Annotated in this window: 3 protein-coding genes; all 3 read right to left on the bottom strand. The window is 70.1% G+C overall.

All coding sequences use genetic code 11. The features are described 5' to 3' along the window. Positions 1-16 precede the first annotated feature (16 nt). From BLW40_RS10745 to fabD, 3 genes are read right to left on the bottom strand one after another with little or no spacing between them, the layout of a single operon-like run. Entirely contained in the window at positions 17-1318 is a 1302-nt protein-coding gene (locus tag BLW40_RS10745; RefSeq protein WP_074768411.1) for a flavin-containing monooxygenase, read from the bottom strand. Further along, entirely contained in the window at positions 1315-20763 is a 19449-nt protein-coding gene (locus BLW40_RS17400; protein WP_074768409.1) for an SDR family NAD(P)-dependent oxidoreductase, read from the bottom strand. The genes BLW40_RS10745 and BLW40_RS17400 overlap by 4 nt, the downstream gene beginning before the upstream one ends. Continuing rightward, positions 20760-23054, bottom strand: a complete 2295-nt coding sequence (gene fabD / locus BLW40_RS10735) for an ACP S-malonyltransferase (protein WP_074768407.1) — start codon at positions 23052-23054, stop codon at positions 20760-20762. The genes BLW40_RS17400 and fabD overlap by 4 nt, the downstream gene beginning before the upstream one ends. Positions 23055-23292: the final 238 nt, after the last annotated feature.

The raw sequence follows: 23292 nt of genomic DNA, 5'->3' as shown, positions 1-23292 counted from the left end.
GCATGGTCACCGTTGTTTAGTTCCCCGCCAGCATGTCGCGATAATGGCGCATCGCGGCCAGCAGCTTCCACAAATCCGCCTCCCACAGGTGGCGGTAGGATTTGACGAAATATTCCTGGCCCAGGTCGGGCTTATCGACCTGCTTGGCGGCGAGGAATTTTTCCAGCCCCGGCGTCCGCCCGGCCAGGGCGCGGGCGTAATTCTGCACGAACAGACCCTGGGTCTTCAGCCCGTCTCCCAGCCCGGCGGCCGAGTTGATGAAGCCCATGAACAGCAGATTGTCGAGATTGCGCGGGGTGGAATGGAGGAACAGATCGGGGATGCCCGCTTTCCACTCCAGCAGGTCGCGGTCGAGGAAGGGGAACTCGCGGCGATAGCCGGTGGCATAGACGATCAGGTCGAACTCGGACTGGCTGCCGTCCTTGAAGGTGACGGTCTTCCCGGCGAAGCTGTCGATGTCGCCCTTAGGCGTGATGTCGCCGTGGCCGATGTAATAGAGGATCAGCGAGTTCATCACCGGATGCGCCCCGTCGAGGGGATAATCGGGGCGGGGCAGACCGTAATCGGTGGCGTCGTACCCGGCCAGTTTGAACACCTGCTCGATATAGGCCATCGTCTCCTGGCGGGTCTTGAACTTGGCCCCCAGTTCCATCATCCATTGCGGCGTCGGCTTCCCGGCGATGAATTTCGGCTGGTAGTAATAGCCGCGCCGGGTGCTGTGGCTGACCTCGGCGGCGGCGTGGGCGGCATCGACGGCGATGTCGCAGCCGGAATTGCCGCCACCCACCACCAACACCCGCTTGCCGCGCAACTGGTCCAGGCTCTTATAGTCGCGGGCATGCAGCACCTCGCCGGTAAAGCTGCCGGACGGCGCCGGGTCGGGGAACAGCGGCTGGTTATGCAAGCCGGTGCAGACCACGACCAGATCGTAATGCTCGTCGTGACCGGCCCCGCTCTTCAGCCGCCAGCCCTCGCCCTCGCGGTCGAGCCGGGTGATCGGGGCGTTGAAGCGGGCATGGTCGCGCAGACCGAAATGGTCGGCATAGGACAGGATGTAGCGCCACATCAGCTTGTGATTGGGATAGACCGGATACGCGTCCGGCATCGGGAAATCGGGCACCTGGGTGTTGAATTTGGGCGAGATCAGGTGCAGCGACTCGTAGGTGCGGCCGCAGGGCGCTCCGCTGTTCCACACGCCGCCGAAATTGTCGCACGCTTCGTAGAGGTCGAACGCGATGCCGCCGTCGATCAATTCTCGTCCGACGCCGATGCCGGTGGGGCCGCCGCCGATGATGGCAACCTTGAAGGCTTTATTCATGATGTCGTGTTCTCCTCAAGCGTGATGTCTGGCAAATCGGTTGCAGATAACAGTCTCAGTCCGTCGAGGCTCAGGCAAGGCTGGCCGTGCGGATCGAACAGCGTGATCGAAAGGGCGGCGTCGGCGGGGTGGCGCACCCGGACCAGGATCGTCGCGGGCAGGGCTGCGAAAAGGGCGATGCGTTCCACTGCCAGCGGGGAAAGCGTGGCCTCGCCCCGGGCAAAACCGGCCAGACGCAACGCCAGGGTCAGCGCCGCCGGATCGAAGCCACTGGCCGGGGAGTCCAACTCGATCCGGGCCAGCCAATCGGCACCGTGGCGCCAGACGGCGCGGACGGCGCGGGTGTCGGGGGCGAAGCGGTGGAACGCCGCCGTGACGTCGTCGCCGCCGGACCGCGCTTCGACCGGCAGCAGCGGCGGCGGGGCGGAGGGGGCCTCGCTCACCTCGCCGACGGCGCAGGGCGTCGCCTCCGCTCCTTGGGCGACGATCCGGAACAGCAGGCCGAGCGCGTCGCGGTCGATTGCGACCTCCAACCGGCGCTCCCCGTCCTGGGGTCGCCCCCACACCACATGGCGCAATTCCCGCACCTTCCGTCCCGTCTCGCTCTCGGCGGCGGCACGGGCCAGATCGGGCAGGGTCAGCGCCGCCAGGACGGGGAGCGGAGCCGCTGTTTCCCCGACCGGCGCGGGCGGCGCGGTCTCGACCCAATGGCGGTCGCGGGCGAAGGGATAGCCCGGCAGATGGAGGCGGCGGCCCTGGATCGGACGCTGCCAATCGACCTTGGCTCCCCCGGCCCAGGCGGCGGCGAGTGTTTCCGGGCTGGTCCCGCTCGGGGGCGGATTTGTGTCCGACTGGACCAGGGTCCAGTGACTTCCGGCCGGAACCTGCCCCGCCGCCACCGCCGCCAACGGGGCGAGCAGCGAGGCGCGGTCGGTGAAGACGAAGGCCAGCCGGGCCGGGAGCGCCTTGCGCCCGACCTGAAGGGTCAGGGCCAGCGCGGCCAGATCGAGGTCGGGGCGCGCGGCGACGAAGCGGTGCATCTCGGTGGCATAGGCGATCAACCGCTCGCGGCTCCGCGCCGACAGCACGAACACCAGCGGACCGGGCAGGCGGGGCGGGGTGGATGGGCGGGACGGGGCGCTTTCCAGCACCAGATGGGCATTGGTGCCGGAAAAGCCGAACGAACTGACCCCGGCGCGGCGCGGCGCGTCGCCTTGCCACGGACACAAGGCGGTATTGATCCGCAACGGGGTGCCAGAGAGGCGGATATGCTCGTTCAATTGCTCGAACTGGATCGTGGGCGGGATTTCGCCCCGTTCCAGCGCCAACATCGCCTTGATCGCGCCCGCCACGCCCGCCGCGCCCAGCAAATGGCCGACATTGCTTTTGACCGAGCCCAGCGCCACCGTGCCGGGGCGGTCGGCGATTTCGGCGAAGGCGTCGGTCAGCCCCTCGATCTCGATCGGATCGCCGAGCGGCGTGCCGGTGCCATGGCACTCGACCAGCCCGATGCTGGCCGGGTCGATCCCGAACCGGCGGTGGACGTCGGAGATCAGCCGGGTCTGCGCCTGCGGATTGGGGGCGGCGATGCCGTTGGTGCGGCCGTCCTGGTTGATCCCCCAGCCCCGAATCACCGCGTGGATCGGGTCGTGGTCGCGCTCGGCCTCTTCCAGCCGCTTCAGCAGCAGCACGCCGACGCCCTCGCCGGGGACGAAGCCGTTGGCGCGGTGGTCGAAGCTGTAGCAGCGCCCGTCTTTCGACAACATGCCGACCTTGGCGGTGTCGATGAACATCTCGGGGCCGATCATCACGCTGACGCCGCCCGCCAGGGCAAGGTCGCTGTCGCCCACCAGCAGCGAGTTGCAGGCTTCGGCGATCGCCACCAGCGAACTGGAGCAGGCGGTGTCGAGCGACAAAGCCGGGCCGCGCAGATCGAGCAGGTGGGCGATGCGGGCGGCCAGGATCGAACTCGACCGGCCCAGCAGGCTATAGGCGTTGTGCTCGTCGATCAGGTCGGCATAGCCGCTCGCTCCCGCGCCGACGAACACTCCGCACCGGCTGCCGCCGAGTGAGGCGGGATCGAGACCGGCATCCTCGAACGCATGCCACGCCTGTTCGAGGAACAAGCGCTGCTGCGGGTCCATCAACTCTGCTTCGCGCGGGGTGATGGTGAAGAACCCGGAATCGAAACACTCGATCTCGTCGATCGCGCCCATCCATTTGCAATAGGTGGTGCCGGGATGGAGCGGATCGGGATGGTAGAAGCGTTCGATGTCCCAGCGCGATAGCGGCACCTCGGTGATGCAGTCGCGACCGGCGCGGAGATTGTCCCAGAAGGCGGCCAGATCGCGCCCGCCGGGGAAACGTCCCGACGCGCCGATGATCGCGACCGCGTCGGCGGCCGAGCGTTCGGAACGGTCGCGGCGGACGATCCCCACTGCCGCCGGGACGACCGGGGTTGCCGCCGGGGCGACCGGAGCCGGTGCGGCCGGGGCGGGCTTTTGCGTCGCGATATGGGCGGCCAGCGCGTCGAGGGTGGGATGGGCGTAAACCGCCGTGGCGGGCAGGTCGATACCGAACCGGGTGTTCAGACGGCGGACCCAGGTTAGCGCCAGGATCGAATCCAGCCCCAATTCGACGAAGCTGGCCCCGCCGCCGATCTCGGACGGAGCGATCATCAACTCCTCGGCCAGGCTCGCGATCAGTTCGGCCCGCAGGTCGCGGCCGGACGGAGCGGCAGGAGGAACCGGGGCCGGTACCGGGGCTAAGATGGGAGCGGCGGGCGACAACGTCGCCAGCCCGGCGAGATGGTCGATCAGGGTGCCGACGGTGGGATGGGCATAGACGATTGTCGCCGGAAGCTCGGTTCCCAGCAGACCGCCCAGGCGGCGGACCCAGGTCAGCGCCAGGATCGAATCCAGCCCCAGTTCGAGGAAATTGGCTCCCTCGGCGATCTCGCCCGCCGCGATCATCAAATCTTCGGCCAGCGTGTCGATCACGATGGCGCGCAGAGCATCGCGGTTACGGGCGGCGGCGGGCGCGGCAGTGACCGGGGCGGTGGGGGCGGGGAACATCTGGGCGATTCGCTCCTGCACCCGGGAATTGCCGATAAAGGTCGTTTCGTGCATCGCCAGTTCGCGGGCGAAGGTGGCGTCCAACCGGTCGCGGATCGGCTGGGCCGCCGCCGCTTTCAGCGCCCGCAGCCGCTCGGCCGGAAGACGGGCCAGACCGTGGGCCAGCGCCAGGGCGGCGGGACCGATCTCGGCTCCCGGAAGCACCTTAAGGTCGGGCCGCCGCGCCGCCAGATCGCGGCCGCGATAATCGTGGGCGGAAAACAACACCTCGCGCCCGAGCCGGTCGCCCAGCCGGTGCGGGAAGATCAGGGTCGCTCCGGCACCGGGGGTGAAGCCGTACCACAGGTAATTGCTGTGATAGACCGCCTCGGCGGCGAAGAAGGTCAGGTCGCAGAACATCCCCAGCGACCAGCCCGCCCCGATCGCATGGCCCTGCATCGCCGCGATCACCGGCAGCGGGCAATCGAGCGGCAGGGTGTAGATGGTGCGGTCGGTAAAGCGGGTCTCGCCGCGCTGGAGCGAGTCCAGCCCCTCGCGGGTGCCGCCGCAGGCGAAATAGCCGTTAAAGCCGGTCAGCACCACCACCTTGGCCGGGTCCAGCCGGGCGATTTTGGCGAACGCCTCGCTCAACCCGTCCATCAGGGCGTCGGTGAAGACGTTCTTGTGCTCGCGCTCGATCATCTCGAGAACGACGACCCCGTCGGGATACAGCGACAGCGCGACGCAGGACGAGGTCAGAGCGATGGCCTGGGCCGGGCCGGGCGATGGCGCCTCGTCTCGTGGCCAGAGTGCGGCGGCCTCGGGCACGTCGGCCCGGCGCATCGCCCGCTTCAGTTCGATCAGGGCTTGGCGGGGGGCGGCGGCGATCCGGCGGGCCAGCACCGCCGCTTCGTCCGGGGCGGCGGCGAAATCGGCGGAATCTGCCAGCGCGGTGGGTGCTGGTCCTTTGCTGTTGGTCACCACCACCGGCAGCGGGCAATCGAGCAGCAGTTCGGGCCGGGCGATCTCGCCCTCAGCTTCCAGCAGCACGACGCGAACGGTTTCGTCGGCGCGAGCCTGGGCCAGCGCGGACTCCAGCCCGGTTCCGTCGCCGGTCAAGCTTAACGTCCGCACTCCGTCGCGATCGGAGCCGTGACGAACCAAGCCGGGGGCGGCGGGGGCACTGCCCAGCGGCGACAGGGCGACGCGGGCGGCAGCGGCGGTAACGAACGGCCCGGCCAGCCGGGCCGGGTCGGCCAGCCGGAGCGGGAGGCTTGGCCCCGATGGGGACGGCGGTTCCGCTGGCGGCGGGGGCGCGGGACGGACCCAGCAGCGGGTGGCGACGAAGCGGGTCGTCGGCAACGGCACCCGATGCCCGGCGGCGGGGGCGGGCAGCCGTTCGCCGCGCAGGAACGCCTGGACCAGGGCTTGGGGCGATCCGGCCGGGGCCAATGGGGCTGCGGCGCTGTCGGATATGTCGGAGCACGCGATCCCGCTGGCGGCATCGCCGTTCAGCCAGCGCCGCAGCAATCCGATCAGATCGTCGCGGTCGGCGGCGACCAGCCCCAGCCGGTGGCGTAGCGGGCGGCGGCCCGCGATCAGGGTAAAGGCGATGTCGGCCAGGGCCAGATCGGGGTCGGCCTCGATCCGGTCGGCCAGCCGGGCGGCGAGATCGCGCAGCAGATCGGGCGTCCGCGCGCTCAACACCACCGGATGCGGACCGGGCCGGACGGCCAGCGGCGCGGGCGGCGGCGGAGCCTCGACCACGACATGGGCGTTGGTGCCGGAGAAGCCGAACGACGAAATCCCCGCCCGCCGCCGCTCGGTCCAGCGCAGCGGCGCGGCATTGACGGCGAACGGCCCGTCCTCGAAGCGGATGTCGGGATTGCCGCCGTCGAAATGAAGCGTCGGCGGGATGGTGGCGTGGCGGAGGCAGAGCAGCACCTTCAGCAGACCGGCGATCCCGGCGGCGGTGGTGGCATGGCCGATATTCGATTTGACCGAGCCCAGCGCCACCGTGCCGGGACGGCCGGAGCCGAACATCCGGGCCAGCGCGGCATGTTCGATCGGATCGCCCAGCTTTGTCCCGGTGCCATGCGCCTCGATCAGGCCGATACTGGCGGGGTCGATCCCGAACTCGGCATAGGTGGTCCGCAACAGCCGTTCCTGCGACGCCGCGCTGGGGGCGGTGATGCCGTTGGTGGTGCCGTCCTGGTTGATGCCGCTGGCGAGAATCACGCCGTGGATGGTGTCGCCATCGGCCAGCGCGGCGGAAAGCGGGCGCAGCAGCACCGCGCCCACCGCCTCGCCGGGGACGATGCCGTCGGCACCCCGGCCAAAGGCGGCGCAGCGTCCGCTCGGCGACAGCATGTTGGCCTGATTGGCCGAGCGGAAGAAGCGCGGCGTCGATTGGATGAACACGCCCCCGGCCAGCGCCATCTCGGACTCGCCATTCCACAGGCTCTGGCAGGCCAGATGCACCGCCACCAGCGAGCTTGAGCAGGCGGTATCGACCGCCAGCGCCGGGCCTTTGAGGTCGAGAAAATAGGCGATCCTGGCCGGAATGAGCGAACTGGTATTGCCCCAGAACGCCTGCCCCGGCACGCTTCCTTCGAACAGGGCGTCGTAATCGCCCGCGGCACAGCCGACGAACACCCCGACCCGGCGGCCGTGGATGTCGGCCCCGGCATGACCGGCATGGTCGAGCGTCTTCCACGCCTCTTCGAGGAACAGCCGCTGCTGCGGGTCCATATAGGTCGCTTCGAGGCCGGAAATGCCGAAGAAGACCGGGTCGAAATCCTCGATTCCCTCGATGAAGCTGCCATGGCGGCCATAGGAACCGGGCGGGGCGTCGCGGTAAAGCGGGGCGAGGTCGAAGCGGCGGACCGGCTCGACCAGATCGGTGCCTGCGACAAGATGCCGCCACAACGCCTCGGCGTCGGGCGACCCGGCGAAGCGGCCGCTATAGCCGACGATCGCGATCGGTTCCCGCTCCGGCCCGGTGCTGACGGACTTTACCGCAGCGGGAGCAGCGGAGACGGTGGGAGTAGCCGCCGCCGCGACTCGGGGGGCGAGGAAGGCCTCCAGCCGCTGCACGGTGCTGTGATCGAACAAGGCGGTGTGGTCAAGCGCGGCCGGGCCGAAGGCGCGGCGCAGCTTGTGCACCAATTCGGCTCCCAGGATCGAATCCAGCCCGTAATCGGCAAAGGATTTGCCAAGGTCGATGGCCGTGGGGGCGAGGTTCAGCACTTCGCCCAGCACCGCCAGCAGACGGGCGCGGACGCTTTGGTCCGCTGCCGGATTGGCCGTGGCGGGGGAAGCGGTGGCGATTGTGTCGGGCCGGGACATGGGGGCGCGGGCGGCGACGATCTGCTGGCCCAGGGCGCGCTCGGCCTCGGTCGAGCCCGCGACCCATTCCAGCCCGATTGCTTCGATCTGGGTGCGCCACGATTGCGCCGTCAGCGCCGGGGTACCGGGGATGCGGCGCTCGGGATCGGTGGCGCGCCACCAACCCTCCAACAGGCCGAAGGTGACATGGGTGAACAAGGTGGCACGGCTGGTCTCGTTTAGCAGCAGCAGCCCGCCCGGGGCCAGCGCGTCGCGGACGTGGCCCAGGGTGCGGGCGATGTCGGCGGTGGCGTGCAGGACGTTGGCGGCGACGACCAGATCGTAGCCGTGGGGTGCGACCGCCTGCCTCTCCAGCGGTTGTTCGACGTCGAACAAAGCGGTGGTCAGGCACGGCCAGTCGGCCTTGTAGCGGCGCTCGGCATGGATCAGGAACGCCCGCGACAGGTCGGTGTAGCAATACTCGGCGACACGGTCGGACACAGGCGCCAGCGCCTCGAACAGCCGTTCGCTGGTCCCCCCGGTGCCCGCGCCGATTTCGAGAATCCGCAGGGTCGGGCGTTTCGCGGTGCGGACGAACGACGCCGCCGCCTCGGCCAGGGTGCGGCTGAACCGGATTGCGACCGGGTCGTCCTTGTAGGTGGCTTCGACCAGCCCCAGCCGTCCCTCGGGGAACATCACCGCCGTCGCGTCAACCCGCCCGGCCAGGATGTCGGGCAGGGCGCGCAGGGTCGCCTCGGCCAGGTCCATCTGCGCCGCCGGGCCGCCGCTCTGGCGCAAATCCTGCCACGCCGCCCACGGATCGCCGGACGGGGCGGCACCCTTGGTCGCGGCCAGCAGGTCGTCGATGGCGGCGCGCCAGCGGGCCAGTGCCGGAACCGGCGGGGGCAGACCGGGCAGGATCGCGGCCAGGACTCGGGCGATCGCGCCTTCCAGCCGGTCGCTGTTGGCGCGCAAGGCGGGCTCGCCGTCGGGAGTGGCGATCGCGGCGGTTAGCCGGTCGCCGACCGGCAGCCAGAACCTCTGGCGCTCGAACGGATAGGTCGGCAGCGACACGATCGCGGGCCGGGCCGGGCGGGGTAGTTGCTCCCACCCGACCGCGACGCCCTTGACCCACAGCGACAGCAGCCGGTCGAGCTCGCCCCGTTCCCACCAGCGGGCGACGATGTCCGACAGCGCCGCATCGTCGCCGAGTGCGCCCAGGATATCGCGATGCTGCCCGGCGACGCCGGATTGGACGGTTCCGCTTTTGCCCGCCAGCCAGTCGGAGAGCGCGGCCGTGAGCGCGGCGACGCTGTCGACCGCGACGCCCAGCCGGTGTTCCATCGCCTCGCGCCCGATTTGAAGGGTCCAGGCGATGTCGGCCAGCGCCGGGACGGCGGGGGCGGTTTCGGCCTCGTCGCCAAGCTCGGCCAGCAGGCGGTCCAGGCTGTCGAGATGGGCGAAGATTGCAGGATCGAGCGTGCGGCCCAGCCGCGCCTCCAGCCAGCCGCGCAGCGCCAGACGCTGAGTGGGACCAAGACCCAGACTGTCGAACGGTTCGGCACCGTCGATATCGGCGGGAGAGACGGCGAGCAGCCGGGCCAGTTCGGCGCGAACTGCGTCGGCCAGTCCGGCGGCCAGGGTCGGGCGGCCCGCCGGGGCCAGCCGGGCGCACAGTTGTTCGGCCTGCCGGCGCAGGGCGGCGGCGGTGCGGGCGGACAAAAGGATCGCCTGCGGCCCGGCGACGGGTGGCGCGGCGGGCTGGGGCGGGGCCTCGGCGACGATCAGGTGAGCGTTCGCTCCCCCGGCTCCGAACGAGGAAATCCCGGCGATCCTCGGCCCGGTCGGACTCCAGGGGGTGAACTGGCGGACGAGCCGGAACGGGCTGGAATCGAGGTCGAGGTTCGGATTGACCGTCTCGGCGTGGAGGGTGGGGGGCAGGGCGCGGTGGCGCAGCGCCAGGATAACCTTGGTCAGCCCGGCCAGTCCCGCCGCCGCCTCAAGATGGCCGATGTTCGATTTGACCGAGCCGAGCGCGCAGGCCCCCCGCCCGACTCCGTCGGGGGCGAAGGCCTGGGTCAGCCCGGCCAGTTCGATCGGGTCGCCGAGATCGGTGCCGGTGCCGTGCGCCTCGACATAGCTGACGGCATCGGCGCCAAGTCCGCTCTCGGCCAACGCGGCGCGGATCACGTCGCGCTGCGCCGCCGGATCGGGGACGGTATAGCCGTTGCTGTGGCCGCCGTGATTGATCGCGCTGCCCCGGATCACCGCATGGATATGGTCGCCGTCGTCGACGGCGCGGCCGAGCGGTTTCAGCACGACGCAGCCGACTCCCTCGCCGGGGACGAAGCCGTCGGCCCCGGCCCCGAACGCCTTGCACCGTCCGCTCGGGCTTAACATCCGGGCGGCGGACAGATCGACGAAGCTGCTGGGATGGAGATAGAGGTTGACCCCGCCGACCAGCGCCATCGACACGCTGCCCGCGCGCAAATGGGCGCAGGCGAGATGCAGCGCGGTGGCCGAGGCCGAGCACATCGTATCGACCGGCAGGCTGGGGCCGGTGAGGTCGAGCGCGTGCGACAGCCGGTTGGCGATGCTGGCGAACGAGGTGGAGGGCTGGATCAGCGCCCCTTCGTCCGAGACGAACGGCGGATGGCGGCCAAAGCCGGTCTTGGTGACGCCAACGAACACCCCGACCGGATTGGCGGCGGCAAGCCGGTGCGGGCTGTATCCGGCATCTTCGACCGCCGCCCAGCCACACATCAGGAAGAGCCGTTCCTGCGGGTCCATCGCCGCCGCCTCGCGCGGCGACAGGCGGAAGAACAGCGGATCGAAATCGGCGAAGCCGTCGAGGAACGCGCCCCATTTGGCGTAGGACAGCCCGTTGGCGACCGCTTCGTCGCGGTCGGGCTCGAAAAAGCCGTCGAGCGACCAGCGTTCGGGGGCAATCTCGCCGACCGCGTCGAGTCCGCCCGCCAGATTGGCCCAGAAGCCGTCAAGATCGTCGGCACCGGGATAGCGCCCGGCCAGACCGATGATCGCGATCGGCTCCGACACGGCGGCGGCGGCGGCGGCGGGCGACGCGATGGCGGGGCAAGACAGCGAGACCGGGGCGGCCTTGGCGGCGGGCGGGGTCGATCCGGTCCAGCGGCGGCAGGTCTCGCCATGATCGCGGACCAGGGCTTGGGCCAGCGCGGCCAGGGTGCGGTGCTGGAAAAACAGGGTCTTCGGCAACGGCCCGGCCCCGTCGTCGAGCGCGGCGTTCAGCCGGGTGATCATCAGCGAATCGATGCCGTATTGGTCGAGCGGGGTGTCGGCATGGATCGCGTCGGCGGCAAATCCGCCCGCCTGGGCGAACAGGGCGCGCAGACGAGCGGTCACCGCCCGGGTCAAATCGGCATCGTCCGGCCGGTCGGACGGGTCGGGGCGGCCGGTCGCGGGCGCGGGTTGGGTGGTGAAGAAGGCGCGGATCCGCGCGCCGTCCCCGGCCAGCACGGCGGCATGGGGAACCCGGGCGGCAAGGATGCGTCCCAACGCCGCCAGCCCCTGATCGGTCGATAGCGGGCGCTGGCCCATCCGCTCGAACAGGGCGTCCTGGGTCGCGGCATCGGCGCGCATCCCCCCCTCGGCCCATAGCGGCCAGTCGATCGCCACCAGCGGCAGACCGCGCGATTCGGCCAGGGCGGCAAGGTAGCCGTTGGCGGCGGCGTAATCGGCCTGACCGATCGTGCCCACCGCGCCTGCCAGCGAGGAAAACAGCACCAGGGCGGAAAGATCGCGCCCGGCGCAGGCGCGCAGCAGTGCCTCGGTCCCCGTCACCTTGGGAGCCAGCACGGCGGCGAGATCGTCGGCGCTTTTGCCCCCGACCAGTCCATCGCGCAGGGTTCCGGCGCAATGGAGCACGATGTCGAGGCGGCCATGCACCTCGACGATGCCGCCGATCAGGCTGGCGACGGCTTCGGCATCGGCGATGTCGGTTTGGCGATAGACCGCGACCGCGCCCAACCCGCGCAATTCGTCCAGGAAGGCGGCGCGCACGGCATTTTCCGGGCGGCTGCCGCACAGGATCAGCACCGCGCCGGGGACGTCGCGCGCGATCGAAAGCGCCAGCAGCCGCCCCAGGCCGCCCATTCCGCCGGTGATCAGGACGATTCCCCGGCTCGGCCAGGGGGCCGTTTCGGTCTCGGTCCATTCGCGCCAGTCCCGCACCAGCCGCTGGCCGCCCCGATAGCGGACCCGGCTGCTCCGGCTGCCGTCCTGGGCTTCGTCGGCGAGCAGACGGGACAGCGCATCGGGCGACAGGCCGGGCTCGACCGCGATGGTCTGGACGGCAAGGCCGGGGCGTTCCAGCGCGGCGGATTCAAGCAAGGCGGCAAGACCGGACAGCGGACCGTCCGGCACCGCCAACTGGACCAGGACTTCGCCGCCGGTCCGTTGCAGCAGCAAAAGCAAATCGCGCGCGGCGGCGGCGTACTCGGCGGGCAGGGTCGCGCTCTCGGCGCCCCGCCCGGCCGCGATGGCCAGACCCGCACCCACCGCCAGCCGCCGCCCCGGTCGGGGCTGGCCCGGGCGGAGTGCCGCCGGTCGCCAGTCGGGGACGACGATCACCGTCTCGCTTCGCGTTCCCGGCAGCCAGAAGCGGGTATCGGCGAACCGGTGCGGCGGCAACGGATGGCGACGGGGTGGGGTGGCGGGGCGGTACGCCTCGACCACGACATGGGCGTTGGCGCCGCCAAAGCCGAAACTGCTGATCCCGGCGCGGCGCGGATTGGGGCCTGCGGGCCATGGCTCGGCCCGCTCTTGCAGGCGGAACGGGCTGCCGCCCAAATCGAGATAGGGATTGGGCGGGCTGCAATGCAGGCTGGCGGGCAGCATCCCCCGCCCCATCGCGGCCAGCACCTTGACCAGACCGGCCAGACCCGCCGCCGCTTCGAGATGGCCGATGTTGGACTTGACCGTGCCCAGCGCGATGAACGGCTGGCCGACGATCTCGCCACCCAGCAACGCCTCGTAAGCGCGGCGAAGACCGTTGATCTCGACCGGGTCGCCCAATTGGGTTCCGGTGCCGTGCGCCTCGATATAGCTGACGCTGCGGGGGTCGATCCCCGCCATCGCCGTCTGGATCAGCGCCGCTTGGGCGGCGACGCTGGGCGCGGTCAGAGCTCCGGCCCGGCCACCGTGATTTTCCGCCCCGCCGATCAGCACGCCCAGGATGCGGTCGCCGTCGGCCTCGGCCTCGGCCAGACGCTTGGTCAGCACGACAACGATTCCTTCGCCCCGGCCATAACCGTCGGCTGTGGCCCCGAACGCCTTGCAGCGTCCGTCGGGGCTCAGCATCCCCGCCTGGGCCGGGCCGTCGAAGCCCTCGGCCGCCAGGGCCAGATTGACCCCGCCGACCAGGGCGGCCCGGCAGGTGCCGCGCCGCAATGCCTCGGCGGCGCGCAGCAGCGCGACCAGCGACGACGAGCAGGCGGTGTCGATCGTCTCGCTCGGGCCATGCAGATTGAAGGCGTGCGAGACCCGGTTGGCGATCATCGCCAGCGAATTGCCGGTCGAGCCGTACCCGTCGGCGGCAATCCCGCTTTGCCGCAGCAGGCTGGCGTAATCGAGCGCGCTGGCCCCGACGAACACGCCGCAATCGGCGGGCAGTTCGTCGGGACGGTAGCCGGCATCCTCCAGCGCGCGCCACGCCGTTTCCAGCATCAGCCGCTGTTGCGGGTCCATCCGCTCGGCCTCGACCGGCGAGACGCGGAACAACGCGGCGTCGAAGCGGTCGATATCGGCCAGGAAGCCGCCGCGCCATTTGCCGTCGCGGCTGGGGCCGGTCAGGTCGTCGCCCGCCAGCAGGCGGTCGAACAGCGCGTCGATCCCCTCGGCACCGGGGAAGCGTCCCGCCATGCCGACGATCGCGATCTTGTCGTTGCCGTTCGGGTCCAGAGCGGGGCCGGTCCGCGTCGGGGCGGGCTGGATTCGGGCGGGTTGGGCGGGCGGCGGTGCGGTCGGGCGCGGCGGCAGGGCGGCGGTGACGCCGTGGCGGCTGGCGAGATGGGCGGCCAGCGCCTCCAGCGTTCCCGCCTCGAAGAACACGGCGGGCGACAGCGTGATCGCATAGGTCGTGGAGATCAAGGTCGCCAGCCGGGCCAGCGAGATCGAATCAAAGCCCAGTTCGTAGAAGGCCTCGCGCAATCCCACCTGCTCGGGCGGGAATTTCAACATTTCGGCCACCAGGGCGCGCAACTCTTCCGCCAACCCCGGAATGTGTTCCGGCGCGGCGGTGGGGCGTGCCGCCCTGTCCGGGGCGGTCGCGGCGGTGGCGCTGTCGCACATTCCTTCGGCGGCAGCGACGATGCTGCCATCCTCGGTCAGGAACCACAGGGCGAAGCGGCCCGGCCCGTCCTGGCGCGCCAGCACCTGGGCAACCGCGCCGCTGCCGGTCAGGGTTACCCGCTCGATCGCGGCTATACCTTTCGCGTCGAGCAGGGTCAGCGCCTGGAACGCGGCCCCCAGCGCGGGGGCGGACAGTTCGAGCCCCTGCTTGCCATGGTCCTGCTGGGGCGGATTTCGCCGCAGGCGGCAGAGAAGCGAGCCGTCGGCGAGACGGTGCGCCTGCTCGATCCCTTCGAGATAGGGCGCGAAATCAAGCCCCCGGTCCCGCAGCAGGTCATAGCACGCGACCGGCTCGCCTGCCGTTGCGGCTGGTGGGGCCGACAGGGGGGAGGGTCCGGCTTCGAGCCTCGCCCCGACCCAGGCGATGCCGTCGATGGCGAGCGCGACATTGTTGCCATCGGTGGTGGCGGTCAGTTCGCGTGCCCGCGTCCAGTCCGGTTCGGTCGCTACCGTCAGGTCGCGGATCGTCAGCGGCCCGGTGATCCCGGCGATCCTTGCCACCGCCGCCACCACCTCGATCGCGGCGGTGGGCAGGATCGCGGCGACAGGGCCGCGTTTGAACACGTAATCAAGCAGTTCGGACAGATAAAGCGGGGTGACGTAGCTGAGCCCGGCCAGATCGGAGCGATTGCGGCCGACGAAGGGATGCAGCTTCTGCGCCGATCCCAGCGGCCGCACCACCGAGGGGGCGTCGGGCTGCTGCTGATACCAGCAGCGGATCCGCTCGAACGGATAGGACGGCAGCGACAGACGCAGGCGGCGCTGGCCCTGATGCAGCGCCTCCCAATCGGTTGGAGCACCGCTGATCCAGGCGGCGGCGGCGGCGCTCGGGTCGGCGGGATCGGCCGCCGCCACCGGATCGGAATCGAGGATCGAGCGGGTATACCAGCGGCCCGGCCCCGCTCCGGGGGCGGCAAGCACCGCCTGCAACCGCGCGATCGCGTCGGCGCGGTCGGTCGCCAGCAGGGCCAGACGGCAGGGCAATTGGTTGCGCCCGACCTGAAGGGTATAGGCAAGGTCGGCCAGCGCCTGCTCGGGATGGGCGTCGAGATGGGCGAGAAGACGGCGGACCAGCGCGAGCAGGGTCGGCTCGCTCATCGCCGAGACGACCAGCAGAGAGGGTCCGGGCGGCGGCGGCGCGGCGGGCGGGGCGATATATTCCTCGATGACGATGTGCGAGTTCATTCCGCCCGCGCCGATCGAGGTGATTCCGGCCCGGCGCGGAATCGGGACGCCGGTTTCGTCGGTCAACCGGGGCCAGGGGGCCAACGCGCGCTGGACCCGGAACGGAGTCTGGTCGAAGGCGATGTTGGGGTTCAGCGTCTCGGCATGGAGCGACGGTGCAAGCTGGCCGTGCTTGAACTGCATCAGCACCTTGGCGATTCCGGCCAGTCCCGATGCCGCCAGCAGGTGGGCGATGTTGCTCTTGACCGTGCCGATCGGGCAGGTCTGGACCGCGTCGGTCTGCTTGCGCCACACCTGGGTCAGCGCCCGCACCTCGATCGGGTCGCCCAAGGCGGTGCCCGAGCCGTGGCCTTCGACATAGGTGATCGTCGCGGGCGACAGCGCGGCATCGTCTAACGCCTGTTCGATCGCGGCGGCCTGCTGGTGCGGGTTGGGCACGGTAAAGCCGTTGCGGATCCCGGCATTGTTGACCGCCGTGCCGCGAATGACTCCATAGATATGGTCGCCGTCGCGTTCGGCATCCTCCAGCCGCTTCAACACCAGCGCGCCGACGCCTTCGCCCAGGATGGTGCCGTCGGCCCCCAGGCCGTAGCCGCGAATCACCTCGGCGGTCTTGCTGGTGAAATGCTCCTGGCTGGTCGCGATCAGCTTTTGCGGATGGACCAGCAGGCTGACGCTGCCCGCCAGCGCGATCGGGCAGCGTCCGGCCCGCAGCATGTGCACCGCCTCGTGGACGCAGGTCGAGGCGGTCGAGCACATCGTGTCGAGGAAATAAGACGGGCCGGTGAAGCCGTAATAATACGACACCATGTTCGGGACGGTGCCGGTATAGCTGCCGCTGGCCAGACTGCCGCGCATCAGCATGTTCTGGAAGCCGAACAGGTCGTATTCGTTGGTCATCGACCCCATGATGACCGCGACGTTGCCGCCATAGCGGCTTTGCAGCGTTTCGCGCGAATATCCGGCATCCTCGAACGCCTCGACCGAGGATTGCAGGAACAAGCGGACCTCGGGCGACATCAGTTCCGCCTCGTATTGCGAGATGCGGAAATAGCGCGGGTCGAAGGCGGCGATGTCGTCCAGGAAGCAGCCGGTCTTGACCACCGTCTTGCCCAGCACGTCGCGCTCGGGATGGAGCAACGCGGCATGGTCCCAGCGGTCGGCGGGATAGGGCTCGAACCCGTGCAGGCCGTTGGCCAGCATGTGCCAGAACGCGTCCTGGTCCGACGCCTTGGCGACATGAAGCGACAGTCCGACGATCGCGATGTCGTGGCTGCCGCGACCGGGCGCGGCCGGATCGGGATCGGGCGAGGGAGCGGCGGCGCGGAGGATGTCCGGGTCAGGCGCGGCCCGGGCCGGTTGCGCGGGGGGCGGAGCCGGAGCCGGAGACGGGGCCGGGCCCAGCGCCCGGGCCAGGGCGGCGCCATGCTCGGCGGCCAGATAGGCGGCAATTCCGGCCAGATCGACATATTCGAAGAACAGCGTTTTCGACAGCGGCCCCAACGCCTCTTCCAGCCGGTTGGTCGCCTCGACGATCGCGATCGAATCGAGGCCGTATTCGTCGAGCTTGCGGTTGGGGCGAATCTGTCCGCCGTCGAGCCGCAGCACGTCGGCCAGGATGTCGCCGACGAACTCCTGCACTTGGGCCAGCGATGGTGTGTCGCCCGATGGGGTGCGCTCGTCCGGCGGCGGTTCGGCGGAATCGCCGAACTCGGCCAGGGTGCGGCGCAGCCGGAGCGGCTCGCCATAAAGAACGGTCAGCCCGGCCGGAGCCTTGGCCGAAAGGGCGAAATCGAGCGCGGCCAGACCGGCGGCGCGCGGCATCGGATCGGTGCCGAAGCGGCGGTGCAGCGCGGCCAGACTGGCGGCATCGACCGTCATCCCGCCGTCCTGCCACAGCGGCCAGGCGATCGCGACGGTGTGGCCCTGGCGCTCGCCGCTGGCGACCTGGGCGGCGCGGTGTTGGGCGAATCCGTCGAGGAAGGCGTTGGCGGCGCCATAGCCGCCCTGACCGGGATTGCCGAATACCGAGGCGACCGACGAGCATAACAGCAGGAAGTCGAGCGGAACCCGGGCGGTGGCGCGGTCGATCGCGACGGTTCCGGCCAGCTTGGGGGCCAGCACCGCCGCTTCGCGGGCGGCGTCGCGGGTCAGGATATAGCCGTCGTCGAGCAAACCGGCGGCATGGATGATGCCGCGTAAGGCGCCAAGGCTGGCGACCAGCGCCGCGACCGCCGCCTGGTCGGTGACGTCGCATTGACGGTAGACGACCCGGTCGCCCAGCGCGGTCAGGCGGGGATCATCGGCGGCGACGGGAGCGCGACCGCTCAACACGACGCGCCCGGCTCCGCGCTCGACCAGCCAGCGGGCGAAGATCTGCCCCAGCCCGCCCAGCCCGCCGGTGATCCAGTAGGTGGCATCGCCGCGCAGCAACGGCGGCGGCGTAACCGGCGGCGGTGCGATCTCGACCGGCCGCCAGACCAGCCGCTCTCCTTCCGCTCCATAGCGGATTTCCGGCCAGCCATCGGTGCGGCCGCGTTCAAGCGCGACGATCGCGGCGGCGCGGGCCGGGTCGGCGACCAGTACCAAGGCAGCGTCGAGCCTTGGCTGTTCGGCGCGGGCGGTCTTCAGCAGCGCGGCGAGCGGCTGAACCAGCGCCGGGGACAGGCTGTCGGCGGCCAGAACCAGCACCTGACGGAGCGGGCTGGCCCGCAGCGTTTCGACGAGGCGGTCGTGGAGGATCGCGAACCAGAGGGCGGCGGTGGCGGCAAGATCGTCCCCGGCGGGCGGCAGGCGGCAGACCGCACCGTCAAGAGTAGCCTCGATCCCGGCCAGCACCACCAGCGTCTCGCGCCGGGGCGGGGCAAGCGGCAGCGGCGCGGCCAGCCACTCCCCGCTCGCCAACAGCGGGCGGTCGGCCCCGGCCGGGTCGGGCTCCGCCCCGATGGCATTCGTCATCAGTCGCAGCGCCAGATCGCGCAGCACCACCCGCACCGCCCCGCTTTTGTCGGCCAGTTCGATATCGAGCCGCCGCAAGCCCGGCGCGCTGGCGATCAGGCGCAGCCGGGCCGTCATTACCGGCTCGCACGGGCCATACACCTCGACGCGGCGGCAGGCGAACGGCACCGCGCTCCCGTCCATCGACTCGCCGCCCAGCGCGACCCAGGCCTGGATCGCGGCGTCGAGCAGCACCGGATGCAGCGGCAGCGCCGAAAGCGTCGGGTGGAGCCTGCGTGGCAGACGAAGCACCGCCAGCACCGATCCGTTGCCGCCATGGACCTTGGCCAGGGCCTGGAAGGTCGGGCCGTGCTCGATCCCGCTGGCGCGCAGGCGGGCATAGCATTGATCGACCGTCACCTCGTCGCCCGGTGGGGTCGGGTCGATCTGTCCGGGCGTACCCTCCAGCCGCCGCACCACGCCCTGGCAATGGGCGGGGCCGTCGCTGCCGGTCTCGGCGATCGCAAAGGCGACACCGTCCGCTCCGGCGGTGAGGCGCACATCAAGCTCGGTCGGGCCGTCGCCAGCGCGGACCGGTCGCGCCCACACCACGTCTTCGAGCACCAGCGGTGCCGCGACCGCTTGCGACAGGATCGCCGCCGCCCGCGCCATCTCCAGCGCGACCATCCCGGGCAGCACCTGAACCCCGCCGACATGGTGGTCGGCCCAGACATAATCCGGCCCCTTGAGACGGGTGCGGAAGTGAACCCCGCCAAAGCCCGACAGGTTGCGATGGAGCAGGGGGTGGGGCACGCCGCTGTCGTCCTTGGCGGCAATCGCCTCGTCCATCCAATGGCGCAGGCGATGGAATTGGGTCAGCGGGCCATGCAGGCGGCGGGGCGGGGTCGGCCACAACGCCGCCCAATCAATTGTGTCGCCCGCCAGCCAGCGCGCCGCCGGGCTGTCCGGGGCGGGCGGCGGCGGCGGGACGGGGGCGGCCAGGGCACGTTGGACCTCGTCCCAATCCGAGGCGACCAGCACCCAGCGCGCCTCGAACGCCTCGCGGCCGGTTTGCAGGGTATAGGCCAGCCGGTCGAGCCTCAGCCCAGGCGGCCGGGCGGCGACGAAGGCGCGCAACGCCTCGATCTGCGCCGCCAGCCGCGACTCGTCTTTCGCCGACAGCGGCAGCACCAGCGGCCCCGTGGCCGCTTCGTCGGGAGGCGGGGCGGGCGCTTCCTCGACCACCAGATGGGCGTTGGAGCCGCCAAAGCCGAACGAACTGACCGTCGCCCGCCGTGGGCTGGCCGGATCGGACGGCCATGGCGTCGCCTCGGCCTGGATGCGGAACGGGGTGCCGGACAGGTCGATCAGCGGGTTCAGCGTCTCGAAGCCGACATTGGCCGGGATCTGACCGTGGCGCAGGGCGGCGATCACCTTGACCAGTCCGGCGATTCCGGCCGCGCCTTCCAGATGGCCGATATTGGTCTTGACCGAGCCGATCCCGCAGGATCTTTCCCGGATCGGGCTGCCGGATTGGGCGTGCAGGCGGGCGAACGCCTGTTTCAGCCCGGCGATCTCGATCGGATCGCCCAACGGGGTGCCGGGGCCGTGCGCCTCGATATAGGACACGCTGGCCGGATCGATTCCGGCACCCTGATGCACCTCGACGATCAAGTCCGCCTGGGCGGTGGGGTTGGTCACCGTCAGCGAATTGGTCCGCCCCCCGTGATTGAGGCCGACATTGCGGATCACCGCGTGAATCGGATCGCCGTCGGCCAGGGCGCGGTCCAACGGTTTCAACAGCAGCATCGCCCCGCCTTCGCCCCGGACATAACCATCGGCGTCGGCCTCGAAGGCACGGGCGCGGCCGGTCTTCGACAGCATCCCGGCCTTGGCAAAGGCAACGAAATGATTGGGCGACCAGATCAGATTGACCCCGCCCGCCAGCGCCATCGTGCATTCGCCGCTTCTGAGCGCGCGGACGGCATCATGGAGCGCGGTGGCCGAGGCGGCGCAGGCGGTGTCGTTGGTGACGCTGGGGCCATGGAGGTCGAAGACATGCGACACCCGGTTGGCGATGATCGAAAAGGCGATCCCGGTCGGGGTATAGGCATCGACCTGGGCCAGATGCTTTTCCAGCAGTTCGGCGTAATCCCAGTGGCAGACGCCGACGAACACGCCGGTGCGGCTTCCGGCCAGGGCGTGAGCGGGGTATCCGGCATCCTCGATCGCGTGCCACGCCATCTCCAGGGCGAAGCGCTGCTGCGGGTCCATCCACGCCGCCTCGCGCGGCGAGATCGCGAAAAACTCGGCGTCGAAGCAATCGGCGTCTTCGACGAAGCCGCCCCAGATCGCGTTGGTCTTGTTCTCGCGCGTCGGATTGCCGCGCCATTCGTCCTTGTCCCAGCGGCGGCGCGGCACCTCGCCGATCAGCGAGCGTCCCGCCGCCAGATGGGTCCAGAAGCCGTCAAGGCTGTCGGCTCCGGGCAAGCGCAGCCCGAGTCCGATGATCGCGATGGGGGCGGGAGAGGGGGGCGGGGCAGGCGTTTTTTTCATCGCGCCTGACCCTCCAGCCGGGCAAAGCTCGTCTCCAGCACCCGGGCGGTTTCGGCCAGCAGCTTCAGCCCGATCTCATCGACATGGCGGTTGCGCCACGAGGCCAACGGGGTGTCGGCCACCCACTGGTTGAAGGCCCCCAGCGCCGGGCCGCAATGAATCTGGAAATCGACTTTGTGGCTGGTGTCGCCGTCGAGTGCCCAGCGGCTGCAATCCTTGAAATAGCGGCGGAACACCAGCGCCATTTTGTGCTTGGGCATCCGTTCGGCCCGCTCGATCTCTTCGGGCGACAGCCGGGCCTTGACCTGATCCCACACCGCCGCCAGCGGGCGCTGGAAGGTGCGGTCCTCAAGCTGGCGGCGGCTGGCCGGGTCGATCGCATCGAGCGACTCGTACTGGCGGTACAGCGCCACCAGCTTGTCCGCCCGCGCCGGAAAGAACAGCCCCTTCTTCAGCACCTGGACCTTCGAGCCCAGTTCGAACATCTCGCCCGAGGGGGCATAGGCCATGTCCTGGACGGCGGCGCCTTCCAGCAGATCCTTGACCACCGGGCTGGTGCCCGCCTCGATCGTGCATTGGTTGATCGAGCCGGTGACGAGATAGTCCGCGCCCAGCATCAGCACCGCCGCCGCCGCTTCCGGCGTGCCGATCCCGCCCCCGGCACCGACGAAGATCGGCTCGAAATCGGGGAAACGGGCGGCGACGGCGTCCCGGACCCGCAGGATCGCCGGGATCAGGGTGAACGGCATGCCCTGATCGGTGTGACCGCCGGAATCGGATTCGACGGTGATCGCGTCGGCCATCGGCACCCGGCCCAGCCATTCGGCCTGTTGGGCGGTGATCGCGCCGCTGTCGCGCAATCTGGCTACCACCCGCTCCGGCGCGGGCGACAGGAACAGCTCGGCGATTTCGGGGCGCGACAGCTTGGCGACGATCCGGTTGGTGGCGCGGATGCGGCCGTTTTCCTCGACCAGCCCGACGGCGCGATAGCGGGCCAGCGCCGGGGTCACGTCCATGAAGGCCGACGCCTCGACCATCCGCACCCCGGTTTGCACCAGCAGGTCGGTCAATTGCTCCTCAAGGGCGGGATGGTTGACGTGGGCGATGTAATTGACCCCGAACGGCGCGCGGTCGGGAAGCTCGGCCTGGATCGCGGCGATGGCCTGGCCGACCGCCGCGATCGACAGGCCGCCCGCGCCGAAAAAGCCCAGCATCCCGGCCCGGGCCAGCCGGACCACCATCTCGACCGACGAAATGCCCTGATACATCGCCCCGGCGACATAGGCGTGGCGCAGTCCGAACGATTGGCAGAACGCGGCCGAGCCGATGCGGAACCGCCCCGGAACAGCGGCCGGGGGCGCAGAGGCGGGCACCGGCACGGGTGGCGGAGCAGCAGCGGCCGCTTGCGCCTCTTCGGCGGCCAGGATGGCGGGGTCGAGCGGCCCGGCCTCGGTCTCGGTGCGCTTGACCATCGGTTTGACCACCGGCGGCCCGTCCGGACCGATTTCGGTGAAATCCTCGAAGCGGGCGCCCTTGGCCAGCAGCCAGCGGATCGAGTCGCACCAGCGCACCGGGGCGGTGATCTGCTCGACCATCCGCTCGCGCAGCCGGGCCGGATCGTGGGGACGGGCGGTGACATTGGAGATGATGGGAAGAGTCGGCGTGGCGAAGGCGATATCGGCGACGAAGGCGGCGAAGTCGCGCCGCGCCTGTTCCATGAACGGGGTGTGGAAGGCCCCGCCGACCTGCAACACGACGTAATGGCTGGCCCCGGCCGAGCGGAACAGCGGTTCGGCGGCGACGATGGCGTCCTTGGCTCCCGACACCACGATCTGGCGTGGGGTGTTGTAATTGGCGACGAACACGTCGGACAGGCTGTTGTCGCGGATCACCGCCGCGATCTGGTCGGCGTCGAGGCCGATGATCGCGGCCATGCCGCCGCCGGTGGCGCGGTCCATCAACTCGCCGCGTCGCTGCACCAGCTTGAGGCCCGCGACGAAATCGACCGCTCCGGCGGCGAACAAAGCGGCGTATTCGCCGACACTGTGGCCCAGCACGATGTCGGGCCGTGTCTCCATCTGAAGGAATTTGAGCGCCGACACGACATATAGCGCCGGTTGGGTGTGGTTGGTCCGGGTCAGCCGCTCGATCGGCCCGGCGAGGCACAGATCGGCGATCGAATAACCCAGGGTTCTGTCGGCCTGGGCGACCAGATCGGGGAAGGCCTCGAACAATCCGGCGCCCATGCCGATCCGTTGGGCGCCCTGGCCGGGAAACATGAAAATCTTCATGATGACCCTAGACCCCCCGAAAGAATGGACACCCGATCAAGCGGCAAGACATCCGGTCGGTTCAGGGAGGTGCCTCCCACGACCGACGGAAACCGAATTCGATTGTAGCTGTCTGCGAGGAAGAGGAACAGGTCTAGCTTCATTACCGGTTTGTCGGCTGTTGTGGAGGCTCTCTGTAGTTAATATGACGGACTTTTCCTCTTATTGGGTTGGTTGTGGTGCGCAGTCTCTTGGTTTT

It is taken from the genome of Magnetospirillum fulvum (assembly GCF_900108475.1).
Taxonomy (GTDB): domain Bacteria; phylum Pseudomonadota; class Alphaproteobacteria; order Rhodospirillales; family Magnetospirillaceae; genus Phaeospirillum; species Phaeospirillum fulvum_A.
The sequence above is the reverse complement of the archived record's forward strand: the minus strand, read 5'-3'. Positions and strand labels throughout refer to the sequence as shown.

What these genes read in the sequence shown, in the direction of transcription:
- BLW40_RS10745 (WP_074768411.1), bottom strand. Translation starts at nt 1,318, where the DNA reads ATGAATAAAGCCTTCAAGGTTGCCATCATCGGCGGCGGCCCCACCGGC.
- BLW40_RS17400 (WP_074768409.1), bottom strand. Translation starts at nt 20,763, where the DNA reads ATGAAAAAAACGCCTGCCCCGCCCCCCTCTCCCGCCCCCATCGCGATC.
- fabD (WP_074768407.1), bottom strand. Translation starts at nt 23,054, where the DNA reads ATGAAGATTTTCATGTTTCCCGGCCAGGGCGCCCAACGGATCGGCATG.